The 17,976-nt window shown below is 69.3% G+C and carries 13 protein-coding genes; 6 read left to right on the top strand and 7 right to left on the bottom strand.

Annotated features, from left to right (window positions below; genetic code table 11):
• Positions 1 to 47: 47 nt before the first annotated feature.
• Positions 48 to 638 carry a hypothetical protein gene (locus VFZ09_RS16380; RefSeq protein ID WP_329728516.1) on the bottom strand — a complete coding sequence of 197 codons (591 nt, stop codon included), beginning with the start codon at positions 636 to 638 and terminating at the stop codon, positions 48 to 50.
• A gap of 189 nt (positions 639 to 827) precedes the next feature.
• On the opposite strand from VFZ09_RS16380, the gene recJ reads away from it, so the two are divergent.
• Positions 828 to 2,540, top strand: a complete 1,713-nt coding sequence (gene recJ / locus VFZ09_RS16385; protein WP_329728517.1) for a single-stranded-DNA-specific exonuclease RecJ — start codon at positions 828 to 830, stop codon at positions 2,538 to 2,540.
• A gap of 4 nt (positions 2,541 to 2,544) precedes the next feature.
• Here recJ and VFZ09_RS16390 read toward each other — a convergent pair whose 3' ends face one another.
• Complete coding sequence (locus tag VFZ09_RS16390; RefSeq protein WP_047856904.1) at positions 2,545 to 2,766, bottom strand: YHS domain-containing protein; 222 nt, start codon at positions 2,764 to 2,766, stop codon at positions 2,545 to 2,547.
• 278 nt (positions 2,767 to 3,044) lie between these two features.
• On the opposite strand from VFZ09_RS16390, the gene VFZ09_RS16395 reads away from it, so the two are divergent.
• Together VFZ09_RS16395 and VFZ09_RS16400 are read left to right on the top strand one after the other, a co-directional pair.
• Positions 3,045 to 3,683: a tetratricopeptide repeat protein gene (locus VFZ09_RS16395; RefSeq protein ID WP_329728518.1), complete on the top strand. Its 639-nt coding sequence runs from the start codon at positions 3,045 to 3,047 to the stop codon at positions 3,681 to 3,683.
• Between the two features lie 170 nt (positions 3,684 to 3,853).
• Positions 3,854 to 4,657 carry a hypothetical protein gene (locus tag VFZ09_RS16400; protein WP_329728519.1) on the top strand — a complete coding sequence of 268 codons (804 nt, stop codon included), beginning with the start codon at positions 3,854 to 3,856 and terminating at the stop codon, positions 4,655 to 4,657.
• A gap of 87 nt (positions 4,658 to 4,744) precedes the next feature.
• Here VFZ09_RS16400 and VFZ09_RS16405 read toward each other — a convergent pair whose 3' ends face one another.
• The 5 genes from VFZ09_RS16405 to VFZ09_RS16425 form a co-directional block, all read right to left on the bottom strand.
• A complete protein-coding gene (locus VFZ09_RS16405; RefSeq protein ID WP_329728520.1) occupies positions 4,745 to 6,532 on the bottom strand; it encodes a serine/threonine-protein kinase in 1,788 nt (595 codons plus the stop codon).
• 12 nt (positions 6,533 to 6,544) lie between these two features.
• Positions 6,545 to 7,426, bottom strand: coding sequence for a DUF2381 family protein (locus VFZ09_RS16410; protein ID WP_329728521.1), 882 nt, complete (start codon positions 7,424 to 7,426; stop codon positions 6,545 to 6,547).
• Between the two features lie 120 nt (positions 7,427 to 7,546).
• A complete protein-coding gene (locus VFZ09_RS16415) occupies positions 7,547 to 8,389 on the bottom strand; it encodes a hypothetical protein (RefSeq protein WP_329728522.1) in 843 nt (280 codons plus the stop codon).
• The gene (locus VFZ09_RS16420) at positions 8,386 to 9,681 is read right to left on the bottom strand and encodes a hypothetical protein (protein WP_329728523.1); all 1,296 of its coding nucleotides are present in this window, start codon (positions 9,679 to 9,681) and stop codon (positions 8,386 to 8,388) included. The genes VFZ09_RS16415 and VFZ09_RS16420 overlap by 4 nt, the downstream gene beginning before the upstream one ends.
• Positions 9,682 to 9,747: 66 nt before the next feature.
• Complete coding sequence (locus VFZ09_RS16425; RefSeq protein WP_329728524.1) at positions 9,748 to 10,803, bottom strand: hypothetical protein; 1,056 nt, start codon at positions 10,801 to 10,803, stop codon at positions 9,748 to 9,750.
• Positions 10,804 to 10,899: 96 nt separating this feature from the next.
• Here VFZ09_RS16425 and aspS point away from each other — a divergent pair, with 96 nt between their 5' ends.
• From aspS to VFZ09_RS16440, 3 genes are all read left to right on the top strand, one after another.
• Positions 10,900 to 12,720 (top strand): aspartate--tRNA ligase, encoded by a 1,821-nt coding sequence (gene aspS, locus VFZ09_RS16430; RefSeq protein WP_329728525.1) that lies wholly within the window; start codon positions 10,900 to 10,902, stop codon positions 12,718 to 12,720.
• A 16-nt stretch (positions 12,721 to 12,736) separates the two neighbouring features.
• Positions 12,737 to 13,654 (top strand): diacylglycerol kinase family protein, encoded by a 918-nt coding sequence (locus VFZ09_RS16435; protein ID WP_329728526.1) that lies wholly within the window; start codon positions 12,737 to 12,739, stop codon positions 13,652 to 13,654.
• Between the two features lie 146 nt (positions 13,655 to 13,800).
• Positions 13,801 to 17,964: a protein kinase domain-containing protein gene (locus VFZ09_RS16440; RefSeq protein WP_329728527.1), complete on the top strand. Its 4,164-nt coding sequence runs from the start codon at positions 13,801 to 13,803 to the stop codon at positions 17,962 to 17,964.
• The last annotated feature ends 12 nt before the right edge of the window (positions 17,965 to 17,976 follow it).

A 17,976-nucleotide genomic window follows, 5' to 3' on the forward strand; every position in this document is an offset into this window, starting at 1 on the left:
CCGCGCTCGCGCGGGGACGAGGGCCTTCGGTTTTCAGGGGCACCGGCTCAGAAGCGGCCACCCACCGTGAGGGTGCCGTCCACCAGCGCGCCGCTCGCGTCCCCCGGCACCGCCCCGTCCGCGAAGTTGTCGTCCACCAGCACCCGCCACGTGCCGCGGATGCCCGCCGTCAGCGCCCCGGAGTTGAACTCGAGGCCCGCCGCCAGCGGCACCTGCTCCATCAGGTCCGAGCTGTACGGGTCCCCCGTGCCCGCGCCCCGCACGTACACGTACGAGACGCCCAGCCCCGCTCCCACGAAGGGGCGGATCTTCTCGAAGGGCGGCGACACCTTCACCAGCGAGGTGGCGCCATGGCGGATGAACGAGGGAGCATCCGCGGCCCGGAAGCGGTCGTCCGTCACGTCGTTCTTCGAGCCCTCGTAGCCCACCTCGAAGCCCAGCATCTTGTAGGGCTGCAGGTTGAGGGTGGCTCCCCAGGTGGGGCCCGTCGCCGACAGCTCGCCCAGGTCGCCCGTGTACCCGCCGACGCCTCCATTCACGAAGACGTTCACATCTCCTTGCCTGTCCTCCGCCATCGCGGTACCCGCCACTCCCAACCCCAGCGCCAGCGCCACCCACTGGATGCCCCTGCGTGTCATGCAGCCCTCCTTGTTCACCGCCGTGCATCGCAAGCTGTTCATCCCGCGCGACGCGTGCGCAGGCAGGGCATCCCAGGAGCGCTCGTCCGCTCGTCCGCTGGTCGGGTTTCCTCTGACAGACTTCCAAAGTAGACTGTCGGTGTATTGGCCCGGAGCCCCACGCGGGACATCCGAGGAGGGTAGGCGATCGTGCGTTGGTTGATGCCGGAGGTACCCCAGGAGCAGGCCGCGGCGCTGGCCGCTGAGCTCGGGTTGCATCCGCTCTCCGCCCGCGTGCTCGTGCACCGCGGCCTGCGCACCCCCGAGGCCGCCTCGGCCTTCCTGTCCGACAGGCTGGCCGATCTGCCCGATCCCTTCCGCATGAAGGGCATGGCCGCCGCCGTGGACCGGCTCTTCCGCGCCATCCGCGAGAAGGAGCACATCACCCTCTACGGCGACTACGACGTGGACGGCGTGTGCTCCACCTCGCTGCTCAACCTCTTCCTCCGGGAGCTGGGCGTGCGGCCGGCCACCTACATCCCCCACCGTCTGGACGAGGGCTACGGCCTCAACCTCCAGGCCGTGGAGAAGATCGCCGCGGATGGCACCCGGGTGCTGGTGACGCTCGACTGCGGCGTCACCTCCGTGGCGGAGATCTCCCGGGCCCGCGACCTGGGCCTGGACGTGGTGGTGGTGGATCACCACACGGTGCCGCCCACGCTGCCGCCGGCCGTGGCGGTGCTCAACCCGCACCAGCCCGGCTGCGAGTACCCCACCAAGCACCTGTGCGCCGCGGGCGTGGCCTTCAACCTCTGCATGGGCCTGCGCAAGAAGCTGCGCGAGGACGGCTGGTTCGCCACCCGCAAGGAGCCCAACCTCAAGGCCCTGATGGACCTGGTGGCCATGGCCACCGTGGCCGACGTGGTGCCCCTCACCGGCGCCAACCGCATCCTCGTCCACCACGGCCTGCAGGAGCTGTCCTCCGGCCGCCGCTACGGTGTGCGCGCCCTCAAGGAGGTCGCCGGCCTGGAGGCGGACAGCCCCGTCACCGCCGGGCAGGTGGGCTACCGCCTCGGGCCCCGCATCAACGCCGCCGGCCGGCTCCATGACGCCTCGCTCGGCCTGCAGCTGCTGTGCTCCGAGACGCTCGAGGCGGCGCGCTCGCTCGCGCAGGTGCTGGACCGCGCCAACGCCGAGCGGCAGGGCATTGAAAGCGGCATCCTCACCGAGGCGCTCGCCCAGGCCGAGGAGCGCGCCGAGCACGCGCGCGGTTTCGTCCTCTACTCCGAGGGCTGGCACCCGGGCGTCATCGGCATCGTCGCCTCCCGCGTGGTGGAGCGCTTCCACCGGCCCACCGTGATGGTGGGCGTGAAGGACGGGGTGGGGAAGGGCTCGGCGCGCAGCATCGAGGGCTTCCACCTCTACGACGCGCTCAGCGGCTGCGCGGACCTGCTCGCCCGCTTCGGTGGGCACAAGCACGCCGCCGGCCTCACCATCGAGGCCAGGCACCTGCCCGCCCTGCGCGAGTCCTTCGAGCGCATTGCCCGGCAGCGGCTGACGCCCGAGGACCTCATCCCCCGCTGCAAGGTGGACGCGGTGGTGGGCGTGAAGGAGCTGGACGAGCGCGCCGTGGAGGCGCTGCAGAAGCTGGGGCCCTTCGGTCAGGGCAACCCCGAGCCCGTGCTCGTGCTGCGCCACCAGGTGGCCCGCCCGCGCGTGCTCCCGCACAAGTCCGGCGGCGCCGGCCACCTCAAGCTGGCCCTGGTGGACGCGCCCTCCGTGGATGCCATCGGCTTCGGCATGGCGGACCGGCTGGCGCTCACCGAGGGCCCGGTGGACCTGGCCTTCCAGGCCAGCTTCGACACCTTCCGCGGTCAGCGGCGGCTGTCCCTCAAGCTCAAGGATCTGCGCATCGCCGCCTGATGGCTCAGGCGATGCCCCAGCGCACCCGGCCCGGCGTCAGCAATGCGCCGGCTCGCGCCAGGTCGTTCATCCGGAAACGCTCCGCCTGCTTCTGGAACGCCGTGCGGCACCGCTCCGAGCAGAAGAAATACCGCCGCTTCTTGTACTCCGTGGACGGACGGCCCTCGGGCGCCTCCAGGTGCTTGCCACAGACCGGGTCCAGGTGTCGCTTCGCCACGTCCTTCATTCCCCGCCTCCCCCAACCAGACTCACCTTCCTGCCCCGGCACGAAGCAGCACGCATGCCAGCGCCCGCCCTCGTGGATTCGCGGGGTTGCGGGTGGGACTGGGGGACGGGGGGTGGCGGCCTCACCCGCACGGGTGAAATCTTTTCCCAGTCCACGGGCGCGGCTGGCACATGGCCGACACCCTCCTTGTCCCGGGGATCCACCCTCGCGTTGTATGGGAGCACACGCGGGCGTCATAGTGACCTCCTGCTCCTTCCCCCCGTTCCGCCGAGTCCGTCATGTCCGCCGAACGCCTGCTCGCCCTGGTCTGTGTCCTCCTGCTCGCCGCGTGTGACTCCAAGTCCGCCAACAAGGAGGCGAAGAAACCGGTGGAGGAGATCTCCGCCCTGTACCGCGGTGGCGCCGTGGAGGAGGCCGAGAAGCGGCTGCGCGCGCACCTGCAGGCCGAGCCGCGGGATGACCTGGCCTGGACCCTGCTCGGTCATGTCCTGCTGGACTTGAACAGGCCCACCGAGGCCGAGGCCGCCTACGCCAAGGCCCTGGAGATCGAGCCCCGCCGCATCGAGGCCATCACCGGCCAGGGGCGCATCTTCCGCATGCACAAGGAGTACGAGCAGGCCATGGCCGCCTACAAGCGCGCCACCGCCATCGATCCGTCCTACGCCCAGGCCTGGTCGAGCATGATGGTGGTGGCGCTCAAGCGCGGCCTGTACGACGAGGCCATCTCCCACGGCGAGAAGGCGTATTCGCTCGACAAGAACGATCCCACCATCGCCGCCAACCTCGCCATCGCCTACCACTACGCCGGCAACACCGCGAAGCGCGAGGAGCTCACCGAGGTCGCGCGGAAGCTCGGCTTCAAGGGCATGGACTGGCTGGACAAGGTCTACACCGGGCAGATCGAAGTCCGCGATTGAGCGGGCACTCAGCCCCCCGCAGATGCCAATGCGCTCGCCGCGCTCGTCGAAGCACCGCGTCTTCGCCGGTGAGTCCGGGCAGTCGCAGGCCGAACCGTCATCGCAGACCTCCTGCTCCTCCGCGCATGTCCATGGTAGAGCACCCGCGTCCAACTCGCGGAGACATGCTGGTGAGGATCTTCGAAACACTCGCGGGCGCCGCGAAGTTCGCGGGTTCTCGCTGGCAGGTTGCGCTGGCGCAAGGCCGTGAGGACGAAAAGCGACTCTGGAGGTACGTGGGCGAAAGCAGGAACTTCGTTCAGGTGACCGGGCAGATCTACCGCTTCGAGGATTATCTCAATGAGCTTGCGCCTGGAGCTCCCTCCAGGACAAGCCCGGCCTTGAATGCTGGCAAGGGCGAATTCTCGCGGCCAGCGGTCGAGATGCTCCTCGAGGTCATCGATGAAGTACCCGAGCCCGAGCAGAAGCAGCACGTCCGCGTTCTCATTGCCCTGCTCGATTTCATCGCCGACACGGGTCAGCTCGATGAGTTCGAAGACTTCTTCATCCACCCTCATCATTATGCGCCCATCGCCGTGGCGCGGTTCACCCACCGGGATGAAGCGGAAGAATGGCTGAAGGGCACCGCGGAACCACCGAGCCCAGCCAACATCCTCATCGGCGATGACTATTATCAGTTCTGGTACATGCGCGAGGACAACACCCGCGGTATGTATCGTGAGTACGTCATTGAAGCGGCCATCGCTGCGCTTACCGCGGAAGGAATCCCACCAGGGGCGCCCTCGTTCCCCTCGCGAACGGAAGCGGAGGAATGGTTGAAGCGCCACCCCGCGGACCCCGAGACCTTCGTGGTCATCGGCGGGGAGCACTACCTGGCGGTCCACCACAAGAGGCTGAAGCTCCACACGCTCCACCATGTGGCAACCGCCTTGAGCGAGTGGGAAGAGCACAAGAAGAAGGTTGCGCTCTTGTGACCGGCGGCAGCGGCCAGCAGCGAGCTCCAGAAGGCGAGAAGATGCCTCGGCGCTCTCGATTCAGGCGGCGACGAAGGGCCGAGGCGCTCAGGGCCAGCGCCGGACAACACTCACCGGCAGCTCCCGGTTGAGCACGGCGGCGCCTTCCTTGGAGCCTTCATGCATGGGCACACGCCCGTCGTCCGGGTTGCCCAGCACGATGCACACGGGGTACTTCCGTCCATCGGGCAGCACGGCCAGCGTGTAGCGGCCCAGGACGGCTGGGACTTTCTCCTCCTCCATGAACTCGTAGATGCCGGGTCCCGTCCACAGGTGGCCGTGGAGCAGCGTTCCTTCGGGCAGGTTGCCATCTCCGACTGTGAGACGTCCAATGACGGGGCCGTCCTGGTAGACGCCTGCCTCGCTCGGGTCGCCGGGCTGGTTGATGTCCACGACAGCCTGAAGTGGGCTACCCCGTGTGAGTTCCAGCTCCTGGAACATGGCCGCGGTCGCCTCCTTCGGGCAGTCCTCGGGCGCGGGAGGCTTCACCTGGGCAGCGGGGCAACCGATGCCGACGGCGGCACACAGCCAGGCAGCGAGGAGACTCGAGGGGGTGGCGCGTGAAGAGGTGAACACGGGTGGGTTTCCTTTCTCGGAACCAGCCCCAGGCCGCAGTGCCTCGGGTGGGGGCGTGAGTGTGGAGTACACCAGCGACAAGGCAAGGCCGAGCACGGTCAGGCCCGCGAGCACGACCCGGGGCCACATTGTGCGCCTCGGGCCTCCTGGCGCAGCAGGCTCCTCCTGCTTCGCGTCTGCTGGATGCTCTGCCTCCTCGGGGGGCGGTGCCTCCTCCGGGGCCTCACGCGCTGCGGGCGGCAACTGGGCTGGCTGTGCCGCCACCTCCTCGGGGAGGGTTTCCGCCGGACTGTTCTCAACGGCGAAGAGCGGCACCTTCCAGGCGGGGGACTTCCTCACCTTCTCCACGGCCGCCTCCAGCGCCTGGAGTAATGCCTCGGTATGCGGGTACCTGTCCTCAGGCCGTTTCTCCAGCAGCTTCAGGGCGATGTCGCTGAGGGCGCGCGGTGCCAGGGGGTTGAGGAGGTGGGGGGCGGTGGGAGGGATGCTGGCGATGGCGGCCAACAACTCCTTGTCTGGCAGCTCGGGGTTGAAGGGGTGGAGGTCCGTCAGGCCCTGGTAGAGCAGCACCCCCAGTGCGTACAAGTCCGCGGGCACGCCTCCCTGGAAGGGCTCGCCCCGCTTCCACGCCTCGGTGCGCGTGTAGGCCAGGAGCTCGGGCGGCACCAGGTGCAGGACGCCTTCGGGCAGGCCCAGCGTCTGGGTGAGGGCTCCCGGCAGGCGCGCGGTGCCGAAGTCGATGAGGAAGGGCCTGCCGTCCTTGCGGCGGATGAGGATGTTATCCGCCTTCAAGTCCCGGTGGTACACGCCGCGTGCGTGCAGCACCCCCACGGTGCGCACTACACTGGAGAAGGTGTCCGCCAGCTCCACGGCGTGAAGGGGCTTGCGCCACCGCCACCGGTGCCAGTCGTCCCCCTCCACGAAATCGGTGACGAGAAAGGGGTAGCCCTGGGTGGGGTGGGGCCAGAAGTCCACCGCGTACACGCGCAGCAGGTTGGGGTGGGAGGAGTAGGTGAAGAGGGCCGCGGCCTCGCGCGCCAGGCGCCGCCAGGCGCTCGTCTCCTCCACGTACTGCTCTTCGGTGAGTTCCTCCGTGAATGGGTTGAGGGGGAGCAGCCCCATCTTCATGGAGTACGGCTGGCCGTCGCGTTCCACCTTGAAGACGCGGGAGGAGCCTCCACGGCCCAGCACCGCGACGATGAGCCAGGGCCCCACCCTGTCGCCGGGTTTGAGGTGGTCTGGGTGCAGGGCTTCAGTCATGAGCCAGCGCTCCTACAGTTTCACATTGGGAATGGAGAGGTGCCGGCTGCCGCTCTTGTCGAGCAGCTCCAGGCGGAGGACGCCGTCCACCTTCCAGAAGGGCGCCTCCGTTTCCACCGCGATGAGGCCCTCCTCACCGGGTGCGAGCTGCGCCTTGTTCATGTCCACGGAACGCACCTTCACCGGGGTTCCGTCCCTCCTGGTGAGGCGCGCTTGCCCTGACTCCCATGGTTTCTGTCCCGGAAGGTTCTGCACACGGATGACGGCGAGAGCCCAGGACCTGGCGCGATACCCCTCTCCGCTCAGTACCTTCAGCCCACTCTGAGTGCTTGTGGGCAGATTCTCGATGCGTCGGGCCTGCACTCCATTCAGGTCGAGCCGCCCGGAGAACACGAGCCCGGCGGGTCCACTCACAGCGCGAAGCGCCGCGAGTTGCGCGTCCTTCTCGGCGAGAGCCGCCTCCAGCGCTTCCAGGGTGCGCGGGCGGCGCATTACATCCACCCGGGTATCCACCCGCGTGGGGTGGGAGACGAGCGCCAAGGTGGCGTACGCCGGGACGCCGACGTCCTTGTAGCGCACCCGCACGCCCAGCTTCTCCCCGCCCCCCGGCTCCACAGCGGGTTCAAGGGTGATGGTGCGCTCACCTATGTCCATCAGGTTGAAGCGCGTTGCCCGCCCCTCCACCTCCAGTGAGCCCCTGTCGATGGGGGCATCGAAGACGAAGAGGGTGGCGACGTTCGCCGCCACGCGCACCTCCGGTACCGGGTCATCCGGGTTGTTGGGGACGACGACTTGCCGCTCCTGCCGCTCGCGGGCCGGGGGCTGAGGCTGCTGAGATGCCGCTGTCGCCCCCGTCAGGAGGATGGCGAGCGGTAACCACGGGAGAAGTCGCACCAGGGGGGATTACCTCCAGAGTCCACCCTATCAGATGCCGCGCCCAAGGCGGTCTGTCGCGCTGCTCCGCGTAGAGAGAAGGGCCAGGCGGGGCCGGGACGGACAGGGGAGGGGCTTCCGTCAGAACGCCGTGCCGAGGCTCGCTCCCACGAACGTGTCGTCCTGGTAGCCGCGCCGGAACCGCATCAGCTCCACCCTCCACGCCAGGCGCACGTTCGACTCCAGCGACAGCTTCGTCCGGCCCCTCAGGCCCACTCCGTACTGGATGAGCAACTGCGTTCCGTCCAGCGGCGTCAGCTTGCCGCCCACCTCCAGCGTGGTGCGCTCGTATACGAAGCCTCCGCCCACCTGCGCGTAGGCGCCGTAGTCCGAGGACTCGCCGAACGTCAGCTCGTACGCCGGTGCGATCGTCGCGTAGTGCAACTGCCTGTCTCCGACGATCAGCTTCGTGCCCTCGCGCTGCCCCGCGTACGTGTAGCGCACGTCGAACCAGAGCGCCTCGCGCAGCGCCTCCGAGCCCAACAGCCGCCCGTACTCCCACGTGAAGCGCCCTCCCACCGCCGGCAGCAGGTCGCCCACCAGCTGTCCCCGCGGGCTGCTCAGGAACATCGCCCCGCCGAGCACCTCGAAGGCAACGCCCGTGTTCGGATCGTCCAGGCGCGACATCCGCTCGTAGCCCTGTTCCTCCTCGTCACCCTCGGCCGCCCGCCGGAAGTCCTCCGCCGTGTCCTCCTCCTGTCGGCGCCGGCGCTTCTGCGCCCGCTCGGGATTCTCCTCGTCCGGATAGGCGTACGGCGAGTCCTCGTCCTGCGTGCGGCGGCGCGAGCTGCTCTTCTTCTCCGACTCCTCCTCGTCCGGATAGGTGTACGGCGTGTCCTCGTCCTGCGCGAACGTGGGCGCGGCGAGCGTCAGTCCCCCCAGCAGACAGGGCAGGAGCCAGGAATGCAGGTTGGCGGTCTTCATGGGGTGATCGAACAGTCGTTGATGGTGGGGGTTTGCGGGCAGTCGCTCGGACCGGACTGAGCGCCGCCGGTGAACTCGGCGATCTCCTTGTCCGTGAACCGCAGCCGCGTGGCGAGGTTGGAGCACACCCGGTTCTTCAGTTCGTCTTCACCGTTCGGGATGTGCTGGATGAGGGCCCGGAGGGCTCGTGCCAGCGTGAACCCGTACTGGTCGGTGGTGTAAGTCTTCGCCAGCTGGGCCAGGCCGGGCTTCACCGTATCCAGGTCCGAGTAGGCCGCCACCACCGCGCGCGCCAGCACCTGGCGCCAGGCCGGCGACGTCGACGCGGACTCGTAGAGCGCGCTCGCCACGATGGTGCCCACCAGGTACTGCCCCTCGGTGAACTGGCCGAAGTTGGCCAGCTGGAGCTGCTGCTTCAGCTCCGTGCCCATGCACCACTTCTTCGACAGATCCCTCGCCTCCGCCTGCGGGCCCTCCAGCGTGGTGTACAGCACCCGCGGGTTGCAGTTGTAGCTCGTCTGGCACGAGGCCACGTAGGCATGGAAGTCCGCCAGGCCCTCGTCCAGTGCCTTGATCGCGTTGAGCCCCGGCGTGCTCCCGTCCAGCGACCAGCTCTGGAGGGGCACGGGAACGCCCTGGCCCTCGTACACCCGGCGGTTGAAGACCAGGTGCGCGTACTCGTGCGTGAGGATGGAGGCGTTGAGCGCCATCGGCGCCTTCTCGATCTCCTTGAAGGGCAGCACCAGGAAGGCCTGCACCGGCGAGAAGTAGATGGCGTTGTCCACCTGCGGCTCATCACTGCTGTCCGCGAGGACGAACTCGGGGAAGTAGTACGTCGTCGCCTGCGGCAACTCCGCCACCTTCACCTCGGCGGTGTTGATGAAGTAGTCCCGGGCGCGCTCGAGGTTGTAGTACGTGGTGACGAGATTCCACGTGTGGAAGTCCGCCGGCCACAGCACGCCCTTCTCGTCCGTGATGTAGCTGGCGGTCACGGGACGGCCCACGTCCTTGAGCACCGCGCGCTTGTACGCTTCATCCCCCTTGCCCTGTGCCGCGTTGAACTCGGGATCCTGCGAGTCCACCCGGATGAGGGCGCCCCCGACGACCTTCATCACCTGGCCTTCCATGGCCACGATGTCGGTGATCGTTTTGAGCTCTACTTCCGTGGGCGTGTACTCGCCATTGCTGGAGAGCACGAGCGCGCGCACCTTCACGGGCGGCTGGGAGGGCGGCGCGCACGACGCGGTCAGCGTCGCGAGCGCGGCGGCAGCGGCTGTCAGCTTTCGGACCATGCCCGCCTTCTTACTACGGGTCCGGTGGCCACCTGAAGCCGGGTCAGCCGGGTCAGGAAGGTGGGCTCAGAAGCTGAGCTCCGAGCCCAGCGTCGCGATCCCCGAGCGCAGGGGCTCCTCCCCCTCCGGGTGGTCCGATTGGAGCGACAGCGACGCCCACAGCCGGAAGGACCCGGCCAGCCGCACCGTCCACCGGGTCCCCACCACGTGGGCGTACCCCTCGCCCGGCACGTAGCGCGTGAAGGCGTAGGAGAGCTGTCCCCGCACCGCCGCGCTGACGCGCCAGGTCACCGAGGGTTTGAGATCGAAGAGCGCCGGAGCGCTGGGAAAGCCGGTGAGCGCATTCACTCCCAGCATGCGGCCGCTCAGGTCCAACGCCAGCTCCCCGATGCGGCGCCGGGCGAAGTTCCTCAACAGCAGGCCTCCCTCGGCGGCATTGGTGTAGCGGCGCAACACCTGCTCCATCTCCTCCTCGGTGAACTGGCCGGCGCTCAGCGGATCTCCACTGTAGAGGTACACGCCACCCCGCAGGCCCAGCTCCCATTTGTCGAAGAGCAGCAGCCGCGCGCCCAGTGAGGGACGGACCACGAAGAGCGGCTCGTTGCGTTGGAAGAGGGTCTCGTCACTCCCATCCTCGCGGACGGAGATCCGCCGCCGCAGCGCGTAACGGGTGAGCCCCACGCCCCCGTCCCACCCATACTCCAGGTCCGAGAAGCCAGCCGAGTCGTAGGCCGCCGCGAGCTGCACGCCGAGGCTGTGGTAGCCGCTCTGGGCGGACATCGCCGGCAGCCCGAGCAGCGGCCGGGCGGGCGCCAGCGCGGTGGTGGTCGTCTTGGGCAGGCCCACGTTGACGAGCCCGGAGAGCAGCCAGTGCTCGGACAGGGCGTGGTCCACGCCGGTGGAGAGCTGGTGGGAGAGGGCGGTGTCCGACTCGAGCCGCGCGCCGGTGTAGCCCAGGGTGAGGAAGGTCTCGTCCTTGCGCAGCTCCACGTCGCCCAGCAGCGCCCAGGTGCGCTGGGAGGCACCCGCGCTCGCCTCCACCATCACCGAGCCCGCGTGGGCCTCGGGAGCCGCCAGCCACAGCGCGCCCGCGCACCCCACGGCGAGTGCCTTCCGCTTCATGCGCGGCCCGGGGGTTCCTTCTCGGATTCCTTGACGCACCGTTTCCACGCTCTCTATGGTGCCGCCCTTCCAACCCCCCTCTGTGCAGGCGGTGTCATGGCGGTCCCGTTCATTACCGAGGTCAAGCGTACTCATACCTGCGGCCAGCTCACCAAGGCCAACATCGGTGAGGAGGTCGTCCTCTTCGGCTGGGTGCAGAACAGGCGAGACCACGGCGGCGCTGTCTTCATCGATCTGCGTGACCGCGAGGGCCTCACCCAGGTGGTCTTCGAGCCGGACATCGCCAGGGAGGCCCATGAGCTGGCCGGGCAGCTGCGGCTCGAGTACTGCATCGGCATCAAGGGCAAGGTCGCCTCGCGTGGCACGCAGGTCAACCCCAAGCTCAAGACGGGGGAGATCGAGATCAAGGCCACGGATCTCACCATCTTCAACCGCTCCGAGCCCACGCCCTTCCTCGTCGAGGACAACATCGACACGGCCGAGGACAAGCGTCTGGCCTACCGCTTCCTGGATCTGCGCCGCAAGCCGCTGCAGCAGTCGCTGATGACGCGCTCCAAGATGAACGCCATCACGCGCTCGTACATGGTGGACCACCGCTTCCTGGAGCTCGAGACGCCCTTCATGGGCAAGTACACCCCGGGCGGCGCGCGCAACTTCCTCGTCCCCAGCCGGCTCAACCCGGGCAAGTTCTACGCCCTGGCCGAGAGCCCCCAGCTCTACAAGCAGCTCTTCATGGTGGCGGGCTTCGACCGCTACTTCCAGATCGTCAAGTGCTTCCGCGACGAGGACCTGCGGCTGGACCGGCAGCCCGAGTTCACGCAGATCGACGTGGAGATGAGCTTCGTCACCCAGGACGACATCTTCACCATCATCGAGGGGCTCATCAAACGGCTGTGGGGCGAGGTGCTCGGCATCGACATTCCCACGCCCTTCATGCGGATGGACTTCTACGAGTCCATGGCGAAGTACGGCAACGACAAGCCGGACCTGCGCTTCGGGCTGGAGCACATCGTGCTCACGGGGCTCATCAAGCAGCACGGCGCCGCGGGCGGCGTGCCGATGATGTTCGAGGCGGTGGAGCAGGGCGGCATCGTCAAGGCCATGGTCGTCCCCGCGGACAAGCCGATGAGCCGCGCGGAGAGCGACAAGCTGGAGGAGTTCGCCAAACAGAATGGCGCCAAGGGACTGGCGCGCGCCAAGGTGGGCGAGGGCGGTGAGTGGACGCAGTCCCCGCTGTCCAAGACGATCACCCCCGTGCTGCGCCAGGCCATCAACCAGGCGTGCAACGCGAAGACGGGAGATCTGCTCCTGTTCCAGTTCGGCCGCGAGTCGCTGGTGCACACGGTGATGGCCAACCTGCGCGTGCACGTGGCCAAGAAGCTGGGCCTCATCCCCGAGTACGGCAGCGGCGGCGTGTGGAAGTTCCTCTGGGTGGTGAACCCGCCCCTCTTCGAGTACGACGAGGAGACCAAGACGTGGGCCGCCGCGCACCACGCCTTCACCCGCCCGCACGACGAGGACGTGCAGTACCTGCTCACGGATCCGGGCCGCGTGAAGTGCCACCGCTACGACGTGGTGCTCAACGGCTTCGAGATCGGCGGCGGCTCCATCCGTCTGCACGACCCGAAGGTCCAGGCCGAGGTCTTCAAGGCGCTGGGCATCTCCGACGAGGAGGCGCGGGCCAAGTTCGGCTTCCTGCTGGACGCGCTGAAGTTCGGCGCGCCCCCGCACGGTGGCATCGCGCTGGGCATGGACCGGCTGGCGTTCCTGCTCACCGGCGCCGAGTCGCTGCGTGACGTCATCCCGTTCCCCAAGACGAAGATGGGCACGGACCTGATGACGGGCGCCCCCGGCGACGTGGACGAGAAGCAGCTGCGCGACGTGCACGTGCGCGCCGTGCCGCTCCCCCAGAAGTAGGACCGGGACCCTCGCGATGAAGACGTTCCTCGTGGTGAATCCGCGCAGCGCCGGTGGCGAGACGGGCAAGCGCTGGGCGGAGATCTCGGGCCAGGTGACCCGGGCGATCGGCGACTTCGGGTTCGGCTTCACCGAGCGCGCCATGGACGCGGTGCGCCTGACGCGCGACGCGCTCCTGGACGGCTATGACTGCATCGCCGCCGTGGGAGGCGATGGCACCGTCAACGAGGTGGTCAACGGCTTCTTCGCGGACGGCAAGGCCATCAACCCCAACGCCGCCCTGGGGCTCATCCCCCGGGGCACCGGTGGCGACTTCCGGCGCGCCTTCGGGTGGGAGCTGGATCTGGACTCCGCCCTGGCGCGGCTGCGCACCGACAAGACCGAGCCCTTCGACGTGGGGCTCGTCGAGTACGTCAACCACCAGGGCCAGAAGGAGTCGCGCTACTTCGCCAACATCGCCTCCTTCGGCGTGAGCGCGGCGGTGGCCCACGAGGTCAACATCGGCAGCAAGGCGCTCGGCGGAAACCTGAGCTTCCTGTGGGGCACGGTGAAGACCATGGCGAAGTACAAGGACCGCAAGGTGCGCCTGCGCGTGGACGGCGGCGAGCCCGAGGAGCTGGGCATCACCGTCGTGGCCGCCTCCAACGGCCGCTACTTCGGCAGCGGCATGTGCGTGGCGCCCAAGGCCATCACCCATGATGGCGTGTTCGACCTGACCATCTGGCACGACTACGGCCTGTCCGACTTCATCATCAAGTCCAAGGGCGTCTACAACGGGGACCACATCACCTGGAACAAGACGCGCTACCTCCAGTGCCGCACCCTGGAGGCCGACAGCGACGAGGAAGTCTTCCTGGAGATGGATGGCGAGGTGCCCGGCAGGCTGCCGTGCCGCATCTCCATCCTCCCCGGCGCCATCCGCCTCAAGGTGTAGCGTCTGACGCTGTAGCGTCTGACGGTGTAGCTCCCGCTTCCGGGCAAGCTGCCGCGCGTCCCCCCCTTCGCGCGCGCCTTTGCCGCGCCGTATTTCCGTGGGCAGCTTTCGCTTACGGCGAGCCCCGCGTGGGCTGGGAGTATGCGATGAGCAGGTACGCCAATGGGGAGGGCGAGCCCCCGGCCGACACCGAGGACTCCATCGATGCCTCCTTCGACTCCTTCCTGAGGGAGGTGGCCCAGGCTCCCATCCCGCTCCGGCTGCCCAGGCCCGGCGAGTGGCTGGGCGGCAAGGACGGCCGCCGCTTCGAGATCCTCGAGAAGATTGGCAGCGGGGGCATGGGCCAGGTCTTCCGGGCCAGGGATCACGAGCTGCAGCGCGTGGTGGCGCTCAAGTTCCTCCTGCCCCGCGAGCAGCTGGCGGACCTGGCGCTGCTGGAGGCCCGGGCCATCGCCCGGCTGGACCACGAGCACATCGTCCGCGTCTTCGACGTCAGCGAGTGGTGCCCCCAGCACATGACGACGCGCATTCCCTTCATCGTCATGGAGTGCCTGGAGGGCGAGTCGCTGACCTCGCTGATGCGGCGGGGGCGGGTGGACTCCAGGCGCGCGCTGGAGGTGTTGCAGGACGTGCTCTCGGGACTGGCGCATGCCCACGCCCACTTCGTCATCCACCGGGATCTCAAGCCGAGCAACGTCTTCATCACCCGGCAGGGCATGGTGAAGCTGCTCGACTTCGGCCTGGCGAGCCTCACCGCGGTGGGAGACCCCTCGCAGGCCCTGCACCTGCCCACCGCGGGCACGCCCGTCTACATGGCCCCGGAGCAGTGGGAGGGCGGGCCGCAGGACGTGCGCACCGACCTCTGGACCATGGGCGTGGTGCTCTACGAGATGCTGACGGGCGAGCTGCCCTGGCCGTACTCCACCCTCGGGGAGCTGCGGCTGCGGGTGACGTCGGACGAGCCCGCGCCCCTGCTGCGCACGCGCCGGCCCGAGCTGCCCCGGGAACTGGAGTCCTTCGTGGCCATGGCCCTGGCCAAGGAGCCGGAGAAGCGCTTCCAGTCCGCGCAGGAGATGGCGGCGGAGTTGAGGGAGCTGCGCATGCGGCTCGGCTTCGTCCAGGTGGAGCCGCGGGCCCGCGTGCCCCGGCGCCGGCAGGTGACGCTGGTGTGCTGCCTGCTCACGGGCACGGGGGGCGCCGCCGAGCCGCTCGATGCCGATGCCCTCGGTGAGCTGGAAGAGGCCTTCCACCGCAAATGCGTGGACGCCATCCGCAAGTACGGAGGCTCCGTCTCCCTCTTCCTGGGCCGCCAGGTGCTCGCCTCCTTCGGCACCCCCCGCATGCGCGAGGACGACGCGGAGTGCGCCGTCCGCGCGGCACTGCTCCTGGCCTCCTCCCTTCCCAGGGCCCTCCAGCGGGCCCTGCCACACCTCTCCCTGGGCTCGCTGGCCGCGAAGGTGGGCGTCCACACGGACCTGATGGCGCTGGGCGAGCACGCCCCGGATCCCCGGGAGCAACGGGCCGTGGCCATCCTGGGCGAGGCCCCCCAGGTGGCCGAGTGGCTCGCGAGACAGGCCGCGCCCGGCGAGGTGCTCGTCGGCGGCAACACCTGGCGGCTGGTGGGCGGAAGCTTCCAGACGGAGACGCGCGGCGCCCATCCCTTCGAGGGACTGGCCGGGACGGCGAGCCTGGAGACGTGGCGCGTGGTGCGCGAGCGCGAGGCCCTGTCCCGCTTCAGCCGGGCCCTCTCCGCCCGGGGCCGCACGCCGCTGGTGGGCCGGGAGGAGGAGCTCCGGCTGTTGTCGGGGTGGTGGGAGCGCGCCCGCGCGGGCGAGGGCGGCTGCGTGTTGCTCACCGGCGAGGCCGGCATCGGCAAGTCCCGCCTCCTCCAGGAGTTCCTGGAGCGGGTGCCTCAGAAGTCGGCCTACCTCCTGCCGGCCCAGTGCTGGCCGCGCTTCAGCTCCGGCGCGCTCCTCACGGGCTTCGAGGTGTTCAAGCACCACCTGCTCCACGTCTCCCCGGAGAGCGAGCCGCGCACCCAGCTGGCGCAGCTGGAGCAGCGGCTGGGGGGCGAGCTCGGCATGAGCCGGGAGCACGTGCAGCTCATCGGCCTCTTCCTCCACCTGCCCGTGGCCGAGGATGCCCTGGTACGCCAGCTCACGCCCGAGCGGCGCAAGGAGCTCATCTTCGAGGCCCTGGAAGCCCTGCTCCAGCGCATGGCGAGGGATCGCCCCGTGCTCGTCACCGTCGAGGACATGCACTGGGCCGACTCCTTCGTGCTGGAGTTGTTCGACCACCTGCTCGGCCACCTCGAGCGGGAGCGCATCCTCATCGTCCTCACGGCCCGGCCCGAGTTCCAATCGCCCTGGCCGCTCCATCCCTGGTTCCACCGGCTGGTGCTCGACCGGCTCGGCCCGGAGCTCGCCACGGACATGGTGAAGGCGGCCGCCGGTGGCAGGACCCTGCCCACGGAGCTGGTGCGCGAGCTGGCGAAGCGCTCGGATGGCATTCCGCTCTTCATCGAGGAGATGCTGCGCGTGGTGCTGGAGCGGGGCGGCCCGCCGGAGCTGCCGGGCACCCTCCCGGCCACCCTGCACGAGCTGCTCCTGGCGCGCCTGGACCTGATGCCCACGCGCCAGCGGACGTTGATCCGCATGTGCTCGGTGGTGGGGCGAGACTTCTCACTCGAGCTGCTCCGGGCGCTCACGCGCGGGGAGGAGCCGCTGCTGCGGCGCGAGCTCTCCGGGCTGATTCGCGGGGGACTGCTCCAGGAGCAGCGGGACCCGACGCGAATCCGGGGGCCGTCCTTCCGCTTCCGTCATGCGCTCCTCCAGGACGCCGCCTACGCGTCCCTGTCCTCGCGCGAGCGGCGGTACTACCACCGGCGGCTCGCCCGCATCCTCCAGGAGCACTTCGGCCAGGAGGTGGAGTCGTGCCCCGAGGTCATCGCCCACCACCTCACGGCGGCGGGCCAGTCCGAGCAGGCCATCGGCTGGTGGCTGCGGGCCGGGCAGCTCGCCCAGACGCGCTCGGCCGCACGGGAAGCGGTGGCGCACCTCACCCAGGCGTTGACCCTGCTGCGGGGTCTGCCGGATGCCAGCCAGCGTGCCGCCGACGAGCTGAGGATCCTCCTGGCCCTGGGCACGCCCCTCTACCAACTGCGGGGCTACGGCTCGCCCGAGGTGGAGCGGACCTATGCCCGGGTCTGGGAGCTGCTCGAGCGGTTGGGGGATGCGCTCCCTCCGCCGCACCTCTCCTTCGCGGGGTTGTTCTCCTGGCACTTCACGCGCGCGGAGTTCTCCCGCTGCCATGAGCTGGGCGAGCGGCTGATGCGCCTGGGCGAGCTCCACTCCAATCCGGAGCTGCTGCTGGAGGGCTACCGCAGCATGATCTACGACTTCCTCATCTGGGGCAGGGTCCGCACCTCCATGGAGTACGGCGAGCGCGCGGTGGCCTGCGCCGCCCAGGTGAAGCACGAGCCGGGCTCCGCCGCGGAGGAGCTGCAATTCGCGGCCCCGCGCATCGCCGCCCTGGCCTATGCGGCCGTGCCCTGCTCGCTGTTGGGACTGCCGGAGCGGGCGCGGGGGTACAGCGCGCGGGCCCTGGAGCAGGCGGAGCAGCTCGGCCACCCGCATACGCTCGCCTACGCCCTGACGTACGCGGCCGTGGCCAGCGAGATTCGCCGGGAGCCCGCGAGCGCCCTGGCGTGGGCCGAGCGCGCCATCTCCCTCTCCAGCGAGCGCAGCTATGAGCTGTGGCGGGTGTGGTCCTCCAGCGTCCGGGGCTGGGCACTGGCCGAGCTGGGTCAGCCCCGCGAGGGCCTGGAGCTCCTCCAGAAGGAGCTGGAGCGCTGGTGGGCCTTCGGCGTCCTGCTGGGACGCAGCTACACCCTGCGCCTGCTCGCGGAGGTCCACCTGAAGCTGGGCCAGACGGGGTGGGGGCTCCAGCGGGTGCACTCGGCCCTGGAGGTCATCAAACAGACGGGGGAGCACGTCTACGAAGCCGAGATTCATCGTCTGCGGGGCGAGCTGCTGCGGGCCCGTGGGAAACCGCATGACGCGCGGTATTGCTACTTCCACGCCCTGGCGGTGGCCCGACACCAGGAGGCGGGCACCTACGAGGTGCGGGCGGCGGTGGGCCTGGCCCGCCTGTTGATGGAGGACGGCGTCCCGGAGAAGGCCCGGCGGCTGCTGGAGCGGCTGCGCGAGCGGCTCGACCTGAACCAGGAGGCCCCCGACTTCCAGGAGGCCAGGGCGCTGCTGGAGCGGCTGTCGCCCGGGGCCACGGCGGCACCTCCGGCCGGTGTGTAGACGCGGGGCTCG

It is taken from the genome of Archangium sp., from assembly GCF_036277355.1.
Taxonomy (GTDB): domain Bacteria; phylum Myxococcota; class Myxococcia; order Myxococcales; family Myxococcaceae; genus Archangium.

Bases quoted from the DNA above. Each gene is read 5' to 3' on its own strand.
- VFZ09_RS16380 (WP_329728516.1), bottom strand. From the start codon at position 638: ATGACACGCAGGGGCATCCAGTGGGTGGCGCTGGCGCTGGGGTTGGGA.
- VFZ09_RS16390 (WP_047856904.1), bottom strand. From the start codon at position 2,766: ATGAAGGACGTGGCGAAGCGACACCTGGACCCGGTCTGTGGCAAGCAC.
- VFZ09_RS16395 (WP_329728518.1), top strand. From the start codon at position 3,045: ATGTCCGCCGAACGCCTGCTCGCCCTGGTCTGTGTCCTCCTGCTCGCC.
- VFZ09_RS16405 (WP_329728520.1), bottom strand. From the start codon at position 6,532: ATGACTGAAGCCCTGCACCCAGACCACCTCAAACCCGGCGACAGGGTG.
- VFZ09_RS16415 (WP_329728522.1), bottom strand. From the start codon at position 8,389: ATGAAGACCGCCAACCTGCATTCCTGGCTCCTGCCCTGTCTGCTGGGG.
- VFZ09_RS16420 (WP_329728523.1), bottom strand. From the start codon at position 9,681: ATGGTCCGAAAGCTGACAGCCGCTGCCGCCGCGCTCGCGACGCTGACC.
- VFZ09_RS16425 (WP_329728524.1), bottom strand. From the start codon at position 10,803: ATGAAGCGGAAGGCACTCGCCGTGGGGTGCGCGGGCGCGCTGTGGCTG.
- aspS (WP_329728525.1), top strand. From the start codon at position 10,900: ATGGCGGTCCCGTTCATTACCGAGGTCAAGCGTACTCATACCTGCGGC.
- VFZ09_RS16435 (WP_329728526.1), top strand. From the start codon at position 12,737: ATGAAGACGTTCCTCGTGGTGAATCCGCGCAGCGCCGGTGGCGAGACG.
- VFZ09_RS16440 (WP_329728527.1), top strand. From the start codon at position 13,801: ATGAGCAGGTACGCCAATGGGGAGGGCGAGCCCCCGGCCGACACCGAG.